This is a genomic window from Mesorhizobium sp. M1163, from assembly GCF_040318415.1.
In the GTDB taxonomy this organism is placed as follows: Bacteria; Pseudomonadota; Alphaproteobacteria; order Rhizobiales; family Rhizobiaceae; genus Mesorhizobium.
On the sequence record NZ_JAMYMF010000008.1, the window covers coordinates 49373 to 66601 of the forward strand.

The 17229-nt window shown below is 64.0% G+C and carries 13 protein-coding genes; all 13 read right to left on the reverse strand.

Translation table 11 applies throughout. The annotated features are described in order from the left end of the window. Positions 1-184: 184 nt before the first annotated feature. Positions 185-1855: a cell division protein FtsZ gene (gene ftsZ, locus NKH43_RS09975; RefSeq protein ID WP_352857877.1), complete on the reverse strand. Its 1671-nt coding sequence runs from the start codon at positions 1853-1855 to the stop codon at positions 185-187. Positions 1856-1922: 67 nt separating this feature from the next. Beyond that, positions 1923-3230: a cell division protein FtsA gene (ftsA, locus tag NKH43_RS09980; protein WP_023721196.1), complete on the reverse strand. Its 1308-nt coding sequence runs from the start codon at positions 3228-3230 to the stop codon at positions 1923-1925. Next, a complete protein-coding gene (locus NKH43_RS09985; RefSeq protein WP_023721197.1) occupies positions 3227-4168 on the reverse strand; it encodes a cell division protein FtsQ/DivIB in 942 nt (313 codons plus the stop codon). The genes ftsA and NKH43_RS09985 overlap by 4 nt, the downstream gene beginning before the upstream one ends. Further along, a complete protein-coding gene (locus NKH43_RS09990; protein WP_023721198.1) occupies positions 4156-5082 on the reverse strand; it encodes a D-alanine--D-alanine ligase in 927 nt (308 codons plus the stop codon). Before NKH43_RS09990 ends, NKH43_RS09985 begins: the two co-directional genes overlap by 13 nt. Before the next feature lie 314 nt (positions 5083-5396). After that, positions 5397-6362 carry a UDP-N-acetylmuramate dehydrogenase gene (murB, locus tag NKH43_RS09995; RefSeq protein WP_352857880.1) on the reverse strand — a complete coding sequence of 322 codons (966 nt, stop codon included), beginning with the start codon at positions 6360-6362 and terminating at the stop codon, positions 5397-5399. Continuing rightward, entirely contained in the window at positions 6359-7765 is a 1407-nt protein-coding gene (murC, locus tag NKH43_RS10000; protein WP_023721200.1) for a UDP-N-acetylmuramate--L-alanine ligase, read from the reverse strand. The genes murB and murC overlap by 4 nt, the downstream gene beginning before the upstream one ends. Further along, positions 7765-8889, reverse strand: coding sequence for an undecaprenyldiphospho-muramoylpentapeptide beta-N-acetylglucosaminyltransferase (gene murG, locus NKH43_RS10005; RefSeq protein ID WP_352857883.1), 1125 nt, complete (start codon positions 8887-8889; stop codon positions 7765-7767). The genes murC and murG overlap by 1 nt, the downstream gene beginning before the upstream one ends. A gap of 1 nt (position 8890) precedes the next feature. Continuing rightward, on the reverse strand, positions 8891-10042 hold the full coding sequence (gene ftsW / locus NKH43_RS10010) for a putative lipid II flippase FtsW (RefSeq protein WP_023721202.1): 1152 nt from the start codon (positions 10040-10042) through the stop codon (positions 8891-8893). After that, complete coding sequence (gene murD, locus NKH43_RS10015; RefSeq protein ID WP_023721203.1) at positions 10042-11442, reverse strand: UDP-N-acetylmuramoyl-L-alanine--D-glutamate ligase; 1401 nt, start codon at positions 11440-11442, stop codon at positions 10042-10044. The genes ftsW and murD overlap by 1 nt, the downstream gene beginning before the upstream one ends. A gap of 8 nt (positions 11443-11450) precedes the next feature. Continuing rightward, positions 11451-12533: a phospho-N-acetylmuramoyl-pentapeptide-transferase gene (mraY, locus tag NKH43_RS10020; RefSeq protein WP_023721204.1), complete on the reverse strand. Its 1083-nt coding sequence runs from the start codon at positions 12531-12533 to the stop codon at positions 11451-11453. A 24-nt stretch (positions 12534-12557) separates the two neighbouring features. Further along, complete coding sequence (locus NKH43_RS10025; protein ID WP_352857886.1) at positions 12558-13991, reverse strand: UDP-N-acetylmuramoylalanyl-D-glutamyl-2,6-diaminopimelate--D-alanyl-D-alanine ligase; 1434 nt, start codon at positions 13989-13991, stop codon at positions 12558-12560. Beyond that, entirely contained in the window at positions 13988-15442 is a 1455-nt protein-coding gene (locus NKH43_RS10030; protein WP_023721206.1) for a UDP-N-acetylmuramoyl-L-alanyl-D-glutamate--2,6-diaminopimelate ligase, read from the reverse strand. The genes NKH43_RS10025 and NKH43_RS10030 overlap by 4 nt, the downstream gene beginning before the upstream one ends. A gap of 54 nt (positions 15443-15496) precedes the next feature. Then, the gene (locus NKH43_RS10035) at positions 15497-17224 is read right to left on the reverse strand and encodes a peptidoglycan D,D-transpeptidase FtsI family protein (protein ID WP_352481539.1); all 1728 of its coding nucleotides are present in this window, start codon (positions 17222-17224) and stop codon (positions 15497-15499) included. Positions 17225-17229: the final 5 nt, after the last annotated feature.

The window sequence follows — 17229 nt, forward strand, 5'->3', positions numbered from 1 at the left end:
GACTTTGGTCGGTGGCGAAGATAATGGTCCCACAGGGAGACTCCAAATCACGGTTTCTTACTCTTTGTAACTGCGGTCCAGCGCGGGATTGCCCCATAAGTCCTTGTTTTAAAATCGCTTTTAATATTAACAGGCGAACAGTTTCCTGCTCGCCTGTTAACAACTGTTACGAACCGTCAACAGATCAATTGGCCTGCCGGCGCAGGAAGGCGGGAATCTCCAGCTGATCGTCTTCCTGGACAGCCCGGCTCTGCGGCGTCAGTCGGCCCTGCTCGTCCAGCTGGCCGCGGCGCGGCGCGTAAAGCTGCGGATCCTGGCTGGCTAGGCGGCGCACTTCCGCCGGCGCCTGGCGCAGTTTCGGTTCGCGCGGCTGCGCCGGCTGCAGCCGTGCAGGTTCCTCTTCGCGGCGGGTTAGGCCGTTGGTCAGGCGCTTGAGCAAGCCCATCGGGCCGCTGTTCTCGTGGTCGGCCGGGCGGGCCTTGGCTTCCACTTCAGCCTTCACCTGCGGCGGGAAATCCTCTACCCGCGGCATGCGCTGGGGTGCCGCGGCAATCGGCTGCGGCATTTCACGATGCGGAGCCGGCTGCATCGCTTGCTGAACCACTGGCTGCATCATCGGCTGCGGCTGAGCGGGAGGCGCCTGGAAGATCTTGCTCTGCGGACGGAAGTCTTCCGAATGCGCGACCGGTGCCGGGCGGGCCTGCGCCATCGCTGCCGCATTCGCCTCGGCGAGCTGAATGGCCTCGGCGACCGGATCGGCAGCACGTGGTTCATAGATCGGCTGCTGGACAGGCGCCGGGCGCATTTCCATGACCTGAGTCGCCGGGCGGCTGACCGGCTTCGGCGGAGCCGTGCGGATGGCGATCGGCGCTGCAGCGATTTCGGCCGCCGATTTGTCGATGCCGGTGGCGACCACCGACACGCGGATAACGCCTTCGAGTTCCTCATCGAAGGTGGCGCCCAGAATGATGTTGGCGTCCTGGTCGACCTCTTCGCGAATGCGGGTTGCGGCCTCGTCGACTTCGAACAGTGTCAGGTCGCGGCCGCCGGTGATCGAGATCAGCAGGCCCTTGGCGCCCTTCATCGAGGTCTCGTCGAGCAGCGGGTTGGCGATGGCGGCTTCCGCGGCGGCCATTGCGCGGCCCTCGCCCGAAGCCTCGCCGGTTCCCATCATCGCCTTGCCCATTTCGCGCATGACCGAGCGGACGTCGGCGAAGTCGAGATTGATCAGGCCTTCCTTGACCATCAGGTCGGTGATGCAGGCGACACCCGAATAGAGCACCTGGTCGGCCATGGCGAAGGCGTCGGCGAAGGTCGTCTTGTCATTGGCCAGCCGGAACAGGTTCTGGTTGGGAATGACGATCAGCGTATCGACACATTTCTGCAGTTCCTCGATACCCATGTCGGCCGTCTTCATGCGGCGCTGGCCTTCGAAGTGGAACGGCTTGGTGACGACGCCGACGGTAAGGATGCCCTTTTCGCGGGCAGCGCGCGCGACCACGGGCGCCGCCCCGGTGCCGGTGCCGCCGCCCATGCCGGCGGTGACGAAGCACATATGCGTGTTCGAGAGATGATCGATGATCTCGTCGATGCACTCTTCCGCCGCCGCGCGCCCGACTTCAGGCTGCGATCCGGCGCCGAGACCCTCGGTGACATGCGCACCGAGCTGGATCAGCCGCTCGGCCTTCGACATCGTCAGTGCCTGCGCGTCGGTGTTGGCCACCACGAACTCGACGCCGCGCAAGCCGGCGGTGATCATGTTGTTGACGGCATTGCCGCCGCCGCCGCCGACACCAAACACGGTGATGCGCGGCTTGAGCTCGGTGATGTCCGGCTTCTGCAGATTGATGGTCATTGTCTTCGTCCTTTGCCTTTCCCGCCGCTTCGCCGCCGCGGCCGCCTATGGGGCTGTCCCCGTCAAATTAAAAACTGTCTCTCAACCACTGGCTCATTCGATGCAGTTTTCCGCCTGTTCCGGTCATCCGAAGACCGGAAATTCCCTTCGCCGGGCGGCTCTCGAAGCTCGCCATCTGCGGGTAGATCAGAAGTCCGACCGGGGTCGAGAAAGCCGGCCCCTTGGCCGCCTCGGGCAGGCCTGCCACGCCGAGCGGGCGGCCAATACGTACATTGCGGCCGAGAATGCGGCGTGCTGCTTCGGGCAGGCCGGCAAGCTGGCTGGCGCCGCCGGTCAGCACCACACGCTTGCCGACGGCATTGCCGTAGCCGGACTTGTTCAGCCGGTCGCGCAGCAGTTCCAGCGTCTCGTCGATGCGGGCGCGGATGATGCGCGTCATCACCGAGCGCGGGATCTGCAACGGCACCTCGCCGTCCTCGCCGATCGGATGGATCGAGACCAGGTCGCGGTCGTCGGCGCTTCCTGGCAGCGCCGAGCCATGCATCACTTTCAGCCTTTCAGCGGCATCGAGCGAGGTCGATAGGCCCTTGGCCATATCCAGCGTGACGTGGTTGCCGCCAATCGCGATGGCGTCGCCGTGGACGAACTTGCCTTCCGAAAATACCGAGATCGTCGTCGTGCCGCCGCCCATATCGATGCAGGCCGCGCCCATTTCGAGCTCGTCGTCGACCAGCGCGGCAAGCCCGCTGGCATAGGGCGTCGCCACCATGCGCTCGACCGACAGATGCGAGCGGTTGATGCAGAGCTCCAGATTGCGCAGGGGCGCCGCGTCGCCTGTCAGCACGTGCATGTCGACGCCAAGCTGGTCGCCAACCATGCCGCGCGGATCGCGCACACCGCGCTCGGCATCCAGCGAAAAGGCCACGGGAAGCGAATGGATCACCTCGCGCTCAGCCCGCAGCGCCTGCTTGGCGCCGGCGGCAAGCACGCGCTTGATGTCGGCCTCGTCAGCCTCATGGCCGCCGAGATTGATGGTGGCCGAAAAAGCCTCGCTCTTCAGCCGGCCGGCGGTCATGTTGACGATCAGCGAATCGACCGTCAGTCCCGCCATGCGTTCGGCGGCGTCGACGGCAAGACGGATGGCGTGCTCGGCACGGTCGAGATCGATGACGACGCCCGATTTCACGCCTTGCGATTTCTGGTGGCCGATGCCGATCACCTGGATGCGATGCGAGCGTCCGCGCAGCAGCTTGCCATCGTCGCGCGGCTTGAGCTTGGCCACCACGCAGCAGACCTTGCTGGAACCGACATCCAGCACCGTCAGGATGCCGGACCGGCGCGACGAGGCATCGCTGTTGCCGCCAAGCCAGCTCATATCTTCGTCTCCGGCTTGCGCTTCAGCATCTTGGGCTTTTCGTTAAGCGCAGCCTCGCGCTGCGTCGCCGCTTCCGGCGTCAACTGGACGACCAGACGGTCGGAAAGGCGCATGTCGACGGCTGCGATGTCGCGCGTCAAAAGCCCGTTCTCGTGGTCCATCCTGACCAGGTCGGCAATCGCCTGGTCCTCACCGTCTTCGGGAAGCTTGACGGTGATGCCATTCTCAAGCTTGAGATCCCAGCGCCGTTCGCCGATGCGGATATAGCCTTTGATCCGCGCGGCAAGCTCCGGATAATTCTTGATCCTGGCCAGGAAATCCGGCGCCTTGGCCGGTGCGCCGGTGCCGATGATCAGCGGCAGCAATATCTGCTTGCCGCCGGAGAACGGCGCAATGACGGTGCCGGATTTCTCGATGACCGAAAGCGCGCTCCCTTGCTGCCACAGCGCGAACGGCTCGCGCTCCTCGACGCGCACTTCCAGCGTATGCGGGTAGACTTTGCGCACTGCCGCGGCTTCGACCCAGGGCAGCGTGGTGATGCGTTCGCGCGCAGCTTCCGCATCGAAGCCGATCAGCGAGGTCCAGCCGTCGAGTTCCAGCCTGTCGAGAATATCGATCTCGGAGGTTTCGCGGTTGCCGACGACCTTGACCTGGTCGACGGCAAAACCGGTGCGGGCGGTGACACTCTGGACGATGGCGTCGGCATGCCCGCCGAGATAGGCGCCATAGGCGCTGCTCGAAATAAGCAGTGCCGCCGACAGGATGGCAGCGCAATAGGGCGGCGCTTCGAAATCGCCCTCGCCGAGGCGCGCCAGCACACGCACCGGCCGGCGGAGCAGGCGTGGCAGCACGAAATGGTCGAACGACAACGGCATGCCGAACAGCACCGGCCCGGCCGCGCCCTTCCCCTTGCCCTGTCCCCACTTCAACGCAGACACGAAGCGTCCTCCACCATCCAACTCAACAAATCGCCGAACGAGTGTCCCGCTTGCGCGGCGATTTCCGGCACCAAAGACGTCGGCGTCATACCCGGCTGGGTGTTGACCTCGAGCCAGACAATTTCACCGTTTTCGGAGTGACGATCGTCATAACGGAAGTCCGACCGGGAAACGCCCCGACAGCCGATAGCTTGGTGAGCCTTGAGCGTCAGTGTCTGTATTTTTTGGTAAATATTCGGTGAAAGTTTTGCCGGGCATTCGTGTTTTGATCCGCCCGCGACGTATTTTGAATCATAGTCGTAGAAGGAATGGCCGGTCGGGATGATCTCGCAGACACCGAGCGCCACATCGCCCATCACCGCGCACGTCAATTCTCGCCCGTGCACATAACGCTCGACCATCACCGTATCGCCATATCTCCACTCGGACGAGCCGATGATCTGCGGTGGATGCGACTGGCCTTCATGCACGATGACGACGCCGAAGCTCGATCCTTCGTTGACCGGCTTGACCACATAGGGCGGCTTCATCGGGTGCTTGTTCTGGATGGCGAAGCGATTGGCCACCTTCGATTCCGCTACCGGAATGCCGGCCGCCTTGGCGACCTTCTTGGCCTGTTCCTTGTTCATCGCGAGCGCCGAGGCAAGCACGCCGGAATGGGTGTACGGAATGGCCAGATACTCGAGGATGCCCTGGATGGTGCCGTCCTCGCCGAAGGGGCCGTGCAGCGCGTTGAAGACGACGTCGGGCTTGAGCTCGACGAGCACCGAGCTGATGTCGCGCGAGACGTCGACCCGGGTGACCTGGTAGCCCTCCCCCTCGAGTGTATCGGCGCAGGCTTTGCCCGACGACAGGGACACGGGCCGCTCGGACGAGAATCCCCCCAGAAGGACGGCCACGTGCTTGCTTGTCATTCCCCGTCATTTCCTCTCACAGCAGGCCTGCACCATCGTGCATGGCCCGAAAAGCATCGCGCGCACTCAAATACGCCGAGCAGCTTTGCTCCCGTGTTTCCGCAACATTGAGTCCGAGTCTCCCGGCAGGTTGCCCCCCAGACGGAAACGCGAGTAACGCGTCGAAACGACTCAAATCAGGAAACGCTTCAGGGCAGAGAATCAGAGAGTTGATTCGCTGGCAAGTGCTTACGATTCCGATGGATTCACTTTCCGCAAAAACGGCAGCAAAATGTGAATTCATGAGGTCCGGAGGCAACGGTCTTCGGCTTGCGCTAAAGCAGCTGCCCGAGAAATTCCTGGACGGCATGGCCCGGCCGAAAATTGCCGATGCGCTTGATCTCCCACTGCAGCCGGATGCCCGATCTTTCGAGCACGCGCGCACGCACCGTCTCACCGAGATATTCAAGCTCGTAGCCTGTGGCGGTCCCGGTGTTGATCATGAAGTTGCAATGCATCGGCGACATCTGTGCCCCGCCGACCATCAGGCCGCGGCAGCCGGCCTTGTCGATTTCCTTCCAGGCCGAGGTGCCCTCGGGATTCTTGAAGGTCGAGCCACCGGTCTTTTCGCGGATCGGCTGCACGGTCTCGCGATGGTTCTGGACAGCATCCATCGCGGCCTTGATCGCCGCCTTGTCCTCCGGAACGCCTTCGAACAGCGCCGACGTGAAGATCAGCCCGGACGGCGCAGCTGAATGGCGATAGGCATAGCCCATGTCGGCGTTGCTCAGCACACGCACATTGCCCTTGCGGTCGAGCGCCCGCACCTCGACCACGCGCTCGCGCGTCTCGACACCGTTGGCGCCGGCGTTCATCCTCAGCGCTCCGCCGATGGCGCCGGGAATGCCGTGGTAGAAATGAAAGCCGCCGATGCCGGCCTCGTAGGCAACGGCCGCAACGCGCTTGTCGGGTGTCGCGGCCCCCGCCTTGATCGTGGTCGGCGCTATCACTTCGGTCTCGCCAAAGCCTTTGGCCGAAAGCCGGATGACGAAGCCCGCAATGCCGCCGTCACGGACAAGCAGGTTTGAGCCGACGCCGACGATGGTCAGCGGTATTTCCTCGGGCACCGCCTTCAGGAACGCGGCAAGATCGTCCTCGTCGGCCGGCTGGAACAATGCCTCCGCGAGCCCGCCGGCTCGAAACCAGGTGATCTTGTCCATCTCGGCATTGGGCGTGATGCGGCCGCGCAGTCCGGCAAGCCGGTCGCCAAGCTTGTCGATCAACGCCTGGCCGCGCATCATGAGATAGTCCCGCCGAGTTCTTTGGGCAGCGCATAGGCCCATTGGGTGATGTTGCCAGCGCCGAGGAAGACGACGAAATCGCCCGGCTTCGCCACCTCGCGCACGATCGGCGCAATCGCCGCCGGACCTTCGATGTAGCGTGCGTCGCGATGGCCGCCGGAGCGGATGCGCGACACCAGTGCGTCGGACGTAACGCCGTCGATCGGTTCCTCGCCGGCCGCATAGACGGGCGCCACCATTACCGTATCGGCGTCGTTGAAGCAGACGGAAAACTCGTCGAACAGATCGCGCAGCCGAGTGAAGCGATGCGGTTGGGTAACGGCGATGATGCGGCCCTTGGTGGCGCTGCGCGCCGCCTTCAGTACCGCCGTGATCTCGACCGGATGATGACCGTAATCGTCGAACACATCGACACCGTTCCACGAACCGGTATGGGTGAAGCGCCGCTTGACGCCGGCGAAGGACGACAGGCCCTTCTTGATCGCCTCGGCCGAAAGGCCGAGCTCATGCGCGACGGCAATCGCCGCCGTCGCATTGGAAACGTTGTGGCGTCCGGGCATCGGCAGCCGCAGACCGGCAATCGTTATCTGGCCGTGCGTCTTGCGGTCGCGGATCACCACGTCGAATTCCGAGGTTGGGCCGTCCATGCGGTGATTGGTGAAGCGCACGTCGGCCTGCGCATTTTCGCCATAGGTGATGACGCGCCGGTCCTCGATGCGGCCGACCAGCGCCTGCACCTCGGGATGGTCGGTGCACATCACGCCGAAGCCGTAGAACGGCACATTCTCGACGAACTGGCGAAACGCCTCGCGCACTTTATCGAAGGAGCCGTAATGGTCGAGGTGCTCGGGGTCGATATTGGTGACGACGGCAATCTCGGCCGGCAGCTTGAGGAAGGTGCCGTCGCTCTCGTCGGCCTCGACCACCATCCATTCGCCGTCGCCCATGCGGGCGTTGGTGCCATAGGCATTGATGATGCCGCCATTGATCACCGTCGGGTCGAGCCCGCCGGCATCGAGTAGCGTCGCCACCATCGAAGTCGTCGTTGTCTTGCCGTGCGTGCCGCCGATCGCGACCGCCTGCCGGAAGCGCATCAGCTCGGCTAGCATTTCGGCGCGCCGCACGATCGGCAGCAACTTCTCTCTCGCCGCCTTCAGCTCCGGGTTGGATTTCTTGATTGCGGTGGAGACGACGACCACTTCGGCCTCGCCGAGGTTCTCGGCCTGGTGGCCGACGAAGCATTCGATGCCCTTGTCGCGCAGCCGCTGCACATTGGCGCTGTCGGCCTGATCGGATCCCTGCACCTTGTAGCCGAGATTGTGCAGCACCTCGGCGATGCCGCTCATGCCGATGCCGCCAATGCCGATGAAATGCACGAGGCCGATCGTCTGTGGCATCTTCATCAATGCGTCTCCTTCCTGAATTCCGAAACGGATTTCCTGGACGCAATAGCCTCTGTCAGATCGGCGAGCAACCGCGCGGCATCCGGTTTACCGGACGATTTCGCCGCCGCAGCCATTGTCGCCGCCCTGCCTGGATCATCCATTAGCCCGCCGACAAGCGCAGCGATCCGCTCCGCCGAAAGCGTGGATTGCGGATGCACCTCGGCGCCACCCGCTGCGGCAAGGGCGGCCGCATTCGCCGCCTGGTCGTGGTCGAGCGCGTGCGGATAAGGCACCAGCAGCGCCGGCCTGCCGATCACCGCGATTTCCGATACGGTCGACGCGCCGGAGCGCGACATCACCAGATGCGCCGCCGCGAGCCGCGCCGCCATGTCGGTGAAGAAGGGCGACACCTCGGCCTCGATGCCAACCGCGGCATAGGCGGCTTCCACCCGCGCCACATCGTCGGCGCGGGCCTGCTGCGTGATCGCCAGTCGCCTACGCTGTGCATCGGAAAACCGGGCGATCGCCGCCGGCACCGCATCGGAAAAGAACTGCGCACCCTGGCTGCCGCCAAACACCAGAAACCGGAACGGCTCTTCGCCGGCCGATGCAGCATAGGGTGTATTCGCTGCTTCCAACACTTGCGGCCTGACCGGATTGCCGGTGGTCACCGTCTTGGCGCCAGTGGCACTGATGTCTTCCGGCAGGAACCCGCCGGCAACGGCGTCGACGCGGCCGGCGAGCGCCCGATTGGCGCGGCCCATCACCGCATTCTGCTCGTGGATCAGCGTCGGCACCTTGCGCCGGGTCGCCGCGTAAAGCGGCGGCAGTGTCGGATAGCCGCCGAAGCCGACCACGATGGCGGGCTTGATGCTGGCGATGACGGCCGACGCCTGCCGCACCCCGCGCCAGATTTTCCAAAACGCGGCGAGCATGGCAAAAGGATTCTTCGAGCCCATCGTCGCCGACTGGATCGGATGGATGGCGGTCGCCGGGAACTGCCCGGCAAAGCGCTCGGCGCGGTCGTCGGTGGCCAGATGTACCGCCCAGCCGCGCGCCTTGAGCTCATGTGCCAGCGCCTCGGCCGGGAACAGATGTCCGCCCGTTCCGCCAGCAGCTAGAAGGATGACCCCCTTCGCCATCTCACTCCGCCGGCATCGCACGCGGCGACGGCATGAAGCCCAGCTGCTTGCGCTTTTCCGGGCGCTTGCGCGTCAGCGCCAGCACCATGCCCATCGAGATGGCGATCGCGATCTGGGAGGAACCGCCATAGGAGATGAACGGCAGCGTCATGCCCTTGGCCGGCATCAGTTGCAGATTGACGGCCATGTTGATGACCGACTGCAGGCCGAAGACGGTGACCAGGCCGCCAACCGCGTAGCGCGTGAAATCGTCCTGCTCCTTGAGTGCCGTGTTGAGGCCGCGCAGCACGATGAAGCCGAAGATGGACATGATGAAGAAACACATGATCAGCCCGAATTCCTCGCCAGCGACCGAGAAGACGAAATCGGCATGGCTGTCGGGGATGACCCGCTTGACGGTGCCCTCGCCCGGCCCGACGCCGAACCAGCCGCCATTGATCAGCGCCTCGCGGCCCATGTCGACCTGGAACGTGTCGCCCTCGCCGGTCATGAAGCGGTCGATGCGGCCGGCAACGTGCGGGAACACCGCATAGGCGGCGAACACGCCGCCGACGCCGGCAGCACCCAGCGCGACGATCCACAGCCACGGCAGCCCGGCCATGAAGAACATCACCCCCCAGGTGCCGAGCACCAGCATGGTCTGCCCCAGGTCAGGCTGCGCCACTAGCAGCGAGATGACCAGCGCAAGCAGCAACATGGCGAACAGATTGCCCGGAATGTCGGGCTGGCGCTTGTGCTCGGCGAACAGCCAGGCGCAGATGATGACGAAGCCCGGTTTCAGGAACTCGGACGGCTGTATCGACAGGCCGGCAAGCGATACCCAGCGCCGCGCGCCTTTCACCTCGACGCCGATATAGAGCACCGCCACCATCAAAAACAGCGTGATGCACAGCATGACCAGCGCCATGCGCCGGATCTGCCTGGATTCAAGGAACGAGACGGCAAGCATCACTCCAAGTGCCGGAATGGTGAAGATGATCTGGCGTGTGGCGAAGTGGAAACTGTCTAGTCCGATGCGTTCGGCCACCGCCGGGCTTGCGGCGAAGGACAAAACGATGCCGAGGCCCATCAGCGACAGGAACGCCGCCAGGAACCAGCGATCGATCGTCCACCACCAGGTCGCCACGGGGCTTTTGTCGAGACGGCTTTGCATTATCGTGTCCCTCCGATGGGCTTCACGCCATCAATGGCGGTTGCGGCTTGCCTGAACGCCTCACCGCGGACTTCGAAATTCTTGAACTGGTCGAAACTGGCGCAGGCCGGCGACAGCAGCACCACCGCCTCGCCGCTACTATCCTTGGCCGCATCGCGGGCGGCGTGTTCGACCGCCGCAGCCAACGTGCCTGATATCTCGTAGGGCACCGCTTCGCCCAGCGTCGCCGAAAAGGCCGGTGCGGCTTCGCCGATCAGATAGGCCTTGGCGATACGCGGGAAGAAGCCGCGCAACGGCTCGATGCCACCCTCTTTCGGCAGACCTCCGGCAATCCAGTAGATACGCGCAAAGCTCGACAGCGCCGGTGCCGCGGCATCGGCATTGGTCGCCTTGGAATCGTTGACGAACAGCACATGCCCTTTGCGGCCGACCTGCTCCATGCGGTGCGCCAGCCCCGGGAAACTCTCCAGTCCGGATTGGATCTCGCCGAGCTCGAGCCCGACCTTGAGGCAGGCGGCGGCGGCGGCCAGCGCATTCTGCGCGTTGTGCTGGCCGCGCAACGAGCCGATGCCTTCGAGAAAGGCGACCCGGCTGTAGCGGCCGTGCACGGCTTCCATCAGGTTGGTGCCTTCGGCGAAATAGCCGTCGGTCAGCGGCAGGCGCTTGGAGATGCGAATGATCTGCCGGCCCGCTCGCTCCAGCCGGTCGGCGATCTGGGCGCACCAGGAATCGTCGACACCGATGATTGCCGTCTCGCTGCCGGCCACCAGCCGCTCCTTGATCGAGGCGTAGTGTTGCATCGTGCCATGGCGATCGAGATGGTCCGGCGTCAGGTTGAGCAGGATGCCGGCCGTCGGATTGATCGAAGGGGCAAGATCGATCTGATAGGACGAGCACTCAACCACATAGTGCCGCTCGGGCTGCGGCGGATCGAGCGTCATCACCGCGCGGCCGATATTGCCGCCCATCTGCGTGTCGCGCCCGGCCGATTTGAGGATGTGCGCCGTCAATGCCGTGGTCGTCGACTTGCCGTTGGTGCCGGTGATGGCGATGAAGGCTGCTGCCGGCGCCCGCGCCGTCCGCTCGCGGCAGAAAAGCTCGATATCGCCGATGATCTCCACGCCTGAGCCCCGCGCGAGCTCGACGGTCCAGTGTGGCTTGGGATGCGTCAGCGGCACGCCGGGCGACAGCACGAAGGCGGAAAACCTCGCCCAGTCCGCGCCGCGCAGGTCTGCGGTGGCGATGCCGACCGCGCCGGCCTTGGCAACGCTGTCGGGATTGTCGTCCCAGGCGAGGACGTCCGCGCCGCCCTCGATCAGCGCGCGCGCCGTGGCAATCCCCGAGCCGCCGAGCCCGAAGAGCGAAACGCGCTTGCCTGAAAAGGATGCGGCGGGGATCAAGCGGCCTCCTATCTGAGCTTCAGGGTCGACAGCCCGACCAGCGCCAGAATGACGGCGATAATCCAGAAGCGGATCACCACCTGGCTTTCGGTCCAGCCGAGCTTTTCGAAATGATGGTGGATCGGCGCCATCAGAAAGACGCGCTTGCCGGTCATCTTGAAATAGCCGACCTGGATGATGACCGAGAATATCTCGACGACGAACAGGCCGCCGACGATGACCAGCACGATCTCGTGCTTGGTCGCCACCGCGACCGTGCCGATCAGCCCACCCAGCGCCAGCGAGCCGGTATCGCCCATGAAGATTGCCGCTGGCGGCGCATTGAACCACAGGAAACCGAGACCGGCACCGATCACCGCTCCGAGGACCACGGCAAGCTCACCGGTGCCGGGAACGAAATGGATCTGCAGATATTCAGCGAACACCGCATTGCCGGAGAGATAGGCGATGACGCCGAAGGACGCCGCCGCGATCATGATCGGCACGATCGCCAGCCCGTCGAGGCCGTCGGTCAGGTTCACCGCATTGCCGGCGCCGACGATGACGAAGCACGAGAACGGGATGAAAAACCAGCCGAGATTGACGAGAAACTCCTTGGCGAAAGGGAATGTCAACGATGACGAGAACGGCACCTGGCCGTTATGCATGATCACCCAGGCGGCGATGCCGGCAATGACGAATTCGAGCCCGAGCCGCGCCTTGCCGGAAAAGCCGAGATGCGATTGCTTCGTCACCTTGAGATAATCGTCGTAGAAGCCGATCGAGCCGAACCCCAGCGTCACCAGCAGCACCACCCAGACGTAGATGCTCGACAGGTTCGCCCACAGCAGCGACGAACCGACGATGCCGGACAGGATCATCAGTCCGCCCATTGTCGGCGTTCCCGCCTTCTTGAAATGCGTCTGCGGCCCGTCGGCGCGGATCGGCTGGCCCTTGCCTTGCCGCAGCCTCAGCGAATTGATGATGGTCGGTCCGAAGATGAACACGATCAGCGCCGCTGTGATCAGCGCTCCGCCGGTGCGGAAAGTTATGTAGCGGAAGACGTTGAAGACCGAGATCTTGTCCGCAAATTCGACGAGCAGTGTTAGCATGCGCTTGCGTCCCCCGGACCGATCCTAGGTCTGTCTGCTGGTTGTGGCTTCCGCCGGAAACTTGCCGAGCAACGCCTCGACCAGCTTTGAAAAGCCTATGCCCTTCGACGATTTGATCATGACCACGTCGCCGGGCTTCAATTCCGACAGAAGCACCGGTTTCAGATCTTCCGCGCCGGCGCGGTATTCCGTCTTGATCTCGCCCGGCAGCACGTCGGCCAGCGCCCGCATTTCCGGGCCGCCGAGGAAAACCGTGCGCGTATCGGTGCCGACGATCAGGTCGGCAAGCGCGGCATGCAATTTCGCCGAATGGCTGCCGAGCTCGAGCATGTCGCCAAGCACGGCAATGCGCCTGCCCTCGCCCGACACCGGTGTGGTGTTGAGCAGTGCCATTGCAGCGGTCATCGACGCCGGATTGGCGTTGTAGCTCTCGTCGATCAGTGTGATCGGCCCCTTGGGATGGCGCAACACATAGCGTTTGCCGCGTCCGCGTTCGGGCGAAAGATCGGCCAGCGCCTGCGCAACCCTGGTGACGTCGGCGCCGACCAGATGCGCGGCACCCAGCACGGCCAGCACATTCTGCACCATATGGCGGCCCGGCGCGCCGATCCTGGCGACAATCTCGTGTCCGCCAATCTTGGCGGCTATCACGGAGTGATCGGCATTGAGCTCGCATTTGATCAGTTTGAAGGTCGCCCGTGCATTCTCGCCGAACCCGTAGACATGCTCGACGCCCGCTTCTTTCGCCATCTTCTCCAGCAGCTTCCAGCGCTGGTCGTCGCGGTTGAGAAGGGCGGCGCCACCGGGCTCCAGTCCCTCGAAAACCTCTGCCTTGGCCTTGGCGATCTCGTCCAGGTTGCGGAAGAAGCCGAGATGAGCGGCCGCGATCAGCGTAATGATGGCGACATGCGGCCGGACCATTTGGACGAGGGGCCGGATCTCGTCCGGATGGTTCATGCCGATCTCGAAGACGGCATAGTCGCAATCCTGCGGCATGCGCGCCAGTGTCAGCGGCACGCCCCAGTGATTGTTGAACGACTGAGCCGATGCATGCACCGTACCGACCGCGGACAGAGCGTGGCGCAGTGCTTCCTTGGTGGTGGTTTTGCCCGCCGAACCGGTCACGGCAATCACCCTCGCCTTCGAGCGTGCGCGCGCCGCAACGCCGAGCTTTTCCAGCGCGACGAGCACGTCCTCCACGACGATCATCGGTGCCGTCAGCCGCCCCAGCGACGGCAGCTTGCCCTCGGCGACGACAAGCACGCCGGCGCCCGCCTTGATGGCGGCGGTGACGAAATCATGGCCGTCCATCACCTCGCCCTTGATGGCGAAGAAGGCGTCTCCCGGCTGCAGGCTGCGGCTGTCGATGGAAATGCCGGCGATGCCTTCAGGCATCGGACCGAGCGGCCGGCCATCCATGGCGGCAACCAGCGCCTCGGAGGTCCACAGATAGCTCACGCCGCTTGCTCCCTGAGCGCCGAGCGAACTTCCTCATGATCGGAAAAATGCAGCGTCTCGGTGCCGATGGTCTGGCCTTCCTCATGGCCCTTGCCGGCCACGATCAGCGTGTCGCCAGCGTGAAGCATCCCGACTGCCTCGTGGATGGCCTTGCGCCGGTCGCCGATCTCGATGGCGCCAGGTGCGGCCTCCAGGATCGCGGCGCGGATCGTCTCGGGAACTTCCGAGCGGGGATTGTCATCGGTGACGATGACGACATCGGCCAGCCTTGTGGCGATCTCGCCCATGATCGGCCGCTTGCCCCGGTCACGGTCGCCGCCGCAACCGAATACGACGATGACGCGGCCGGTGGTAAAGGGACGCACCGAAGCCAGCACGTTTTCCAGCGCGTCCGGCTTGTGCGCGTAGTCGACATAGACCGGTGCGCCATTGGCGGCCGTCCCAACGAGGTCGAGCCGCCCCGGCGCACCCTTCAATTTCTCTAGCGCCATCAACGCCTTGGCAACAGATGTTCCAGTCGAAATGGCGAGGCCCGCCGACACCAGCGCATTGGCGATCTGGAAGTCGCCCGCCAACGGCAGGTCGACTTCATGGAGAACGCCGTCAACTTCGACCTCGGCGCGTTGGCGGTGGCGCTCGTGCTCGACCCGCTTCAGCCGCAGGAAATCGCCGTGGCGGCCGACCGTCAGCACGTTCAGTCCCGCTGCCCGCGCCGCCTTGATTGTCGGCTCCGACCACGGGTCGTCGGCAAAGATGACGGCCGGCGCGCCCTTCGGCAGCAGCGCATCGAACAGACGCAATTTGGCGCGATGATAGTCCTCGACCGTCGGATGATAGTCCATATGGTCGCGGCCGAGATTGGTGAAGCCGCCGGCCGCAAGCCTGACGCCATCGAGCCGGCGCTGGTCGAGGCCATGGCTGGACGCTTCCATCGAGGCGTGGGTGACGCCGGCCTCCGCCAACTCCTTGAGCAGCCTGTGCAGTGCCACCGGATCCGGCGTGGTCAGCGAGCCATATTCATTGCGGCCCGGCGCCACCACGCCGGTCGTGCCGATCGAAGCGGCGACCAAACCCGCCTGCTCCCATATCTGTCGGGTGAATGCGGCGACGGAGGTCTTGCCGCTGGTGCCGGTCACCGCGACCATGGTTTGCGGTTGCTTGCCGAAAATACGGGCAGCACTCAGCGCCAGCGCAAGGCGCGGATCGTCTACGACAAGAACCGGAACTGGCAGCCCGGCGACCGCACTGCCCTTGCCGACAACAATCGCGGCAGCGCCGCGGCTCGCGGCATCGGCGGCATAGGCTGCGCCATCCGCCTTGGAGCCGGTGAGCGCGAAAAAGACAACACCCGGTGTTACCTGGCGGGAGTCCGACGAAATCCCTGTAACCTCCATGTCGAAGGAAGCTGTCCCCTCGACAGGCAGGATACCGGCTAGATTTTTCAGCTTCATCGAACCCCGTTCATCGCAACAAAATAGCGCGCAGTTGCCGGCGCGCCCCAAGAATCACTGATAGGAAACCAGCGTTGCACCATTTTCATGGCTGAAATCTGGCTTCACGCCAAGCATGGAAGCCGCACGTCGGATGATGTTTGCAGCCATGATGCCCGCATTCGAGGCAGCCGTGGCACCCATGCCGGGCTTTTCCGGCTTCGGTTCGTCGGCGATCGTAAGCACTATGTATTGCGGATCGTCCATTGGGAAAGCCGCAACGAAAGCGTTGAAATTCTTTTCCTTCGAGTAGCGGCCGTTGACGACCTTCTCCGCCGTTCCCGTCTTGCCGCCCACCCGGTATCCTGGCACCCGGGCATTGCGGCCGGATCCCTTTTCGGCATTGAGGGCATAGAGATAGCGCATGCCCTCGACGGTCTTGTCGCTGACCACTTTCTTGGCCACCGCCATCGCCTGCTCCTGGGTGCGCGGCAGGAAGGTCGGGTCCATCAGATAGCCGCCATTCATCAGCGCGGCGCAGCCGACCGCCGTCTGCAGCGGGGTCGTCGACACGCCGTGGCCGAAGGCGATGGTAATCGAATTGACCTGCTTCCAGACCTTGGGCTCGGTCGGCCGGGCGACTTCCGGCAGTTCGGTCTGCATCTTCTCGAGGATTCCCAGGCGATGCAGGAATTCGCGGTGTCCGTCAATGCCAACCGCTTCGGCTTCCTTGGCAGAGCCGATATTGGATGAGTAGATGAACACTTCCGGCACCGACAGCACCCGGCCCTTGCCATGGAAATCATGGATGGTCTGATGGCCGATCCTGATCGGGCGCGATGCGTCGAAGCGGCTTTGCAGCGTTATCTTGCCGGAATCGAGCGCCATGGCGGTGGTGAAGCTCTTGAAGGTCGACCCCATTTCGTACAGGCCGGCGGACATACGGTTGAGCCGGTCCTTGTCCTGCGCGTTATAGGGGTTGTTCGGATCGAAATCTGGAACCGACGCCATCGCCAGCACCTCACCGGTCTTGACGTTGAGCACGACGGCACCCGCCGCGATCGCATGGTACTTTTCCATGCCGGTGGCGACCTCGTCACGTACGATATGCTGGACGCGCAGATCGATCGAGAGCTGGACCGGCTTCAAATCCTTGGCCACCGCCAGGCCCGACGCCTGAAGATCGCTCAAGCCCTGTTCGTCGATGTATTTCTCCATGCCGGAGATGCCCTGATTGTCGATGTTGGTGAGGCCGACAATGTAGGACGAGGTTTCGCCGGCCGGATAGAACCGGCGCTTTTCGGTGCGGAAGCCGAAGCCGGGGATGCCGAGCTGCATGATATCGGCCTGCTGCTTCGGCGTCAGTTGCCGCTGCAGCCAGACGAAGCCGGCGCCGCTCTTCAGCTTGTTGTATGTCTGCTCGTAGTCGATCTCGGGAAGCACCGTCGACAGCTTTTCGATCGCCTCGTCGGCATCGACGATGCGGCGCGGTTCGGCAAACAGCGACGCCGTCTTGATGTCGGTCGCCAGCACTTCGCCGTTACGGTCGACGATGTCGGGCCGCGATGCCGTCACCCGGCTCTGCGGCCCGCCCGACAGGTCGGGGTTCTGGAAACCCAGATAGACCAGCCGCCCGGCAATGGTCGAATAGATACCGAAGAACACCGCCATCGTCATGACAATGCGGGTCCTGCCCTTGCCACCGGTTGCCTTGCGGGCACCTTCGACCACGATCGATCCGCCCGCGCCGGGCTTCGAACCGCGCTTCAGCAGCCTGCCAACCTGTGGAAATCTGGCGGCCATTGGAA

Coding starts and splice junctions, on each gene's coding strand:
- murC (WP_023721200.1), bottom strand. CDS start 7,765: ATGAAGATGCCACAGACGATCGGCCTCGTGCATTTCATCGGCATTGGC.
- ftsZ (WP_352857877.1), bottom strand. CDS start 1,855: ATGACCATCAATCTGCAGAAGCCGGACATCACCGAGCTCAAGCCGCGC.
- murB (WP_352857880.1), bottom strand. CDS start 6,362: ATGATGCGCGGCCAGGCGTTGATCGACAAGCTTGGCGACCGGCTTGCC.
- murG (WP_352857883.1), bottom strand. CDS start 8,889: ATGGCGAAGGGGGTCATCCTTCTAGCTGCTGGCGGAACGGGCGGACAT.
- ftsA (WP_023721196.1), bottom strand. CDS start 3,230: ATGAGCTGGCTTGGCGGCAACAGCGATGCCTCGTCGCGCCGGTCCGGC.
- mraY (WP_023721204.1), bottom strand. CDS start 12,533: ATGCTAACACTGCTCGTCGAATTTGCGGACAAGATCTCGGTCTTCAAC.
- ftsW (WP_023721202.1), bottom strand. CDS start 10,042: ATGCAAAGCCGTCTCGACAAAAGCCCCGTGGCGACCTGGTGGTGGACG.
- NKH43_RS10035 (WP_352481539.1), bottom strand. CDS start 17,224: ATGGCCGCCAGATTTCCACAGGTTGGCAGGCTGCTGAAGCGCGGTTCG.
- NKH43_RS10030 (WP_023721206.1), bottom strand. CDS start 15,442: ATGAAGCTGAAAAATCTAGCCGGTATCCTGCCTGTCGAGGGGACAGCT.
- NKH43_RS09990 (WP_023721198.1), bottom strand. CDS start 5,082: ATGACAAGCAAGCACGTGGCCGTCCTTCTGGGGGGATTCTCGTCCGAG.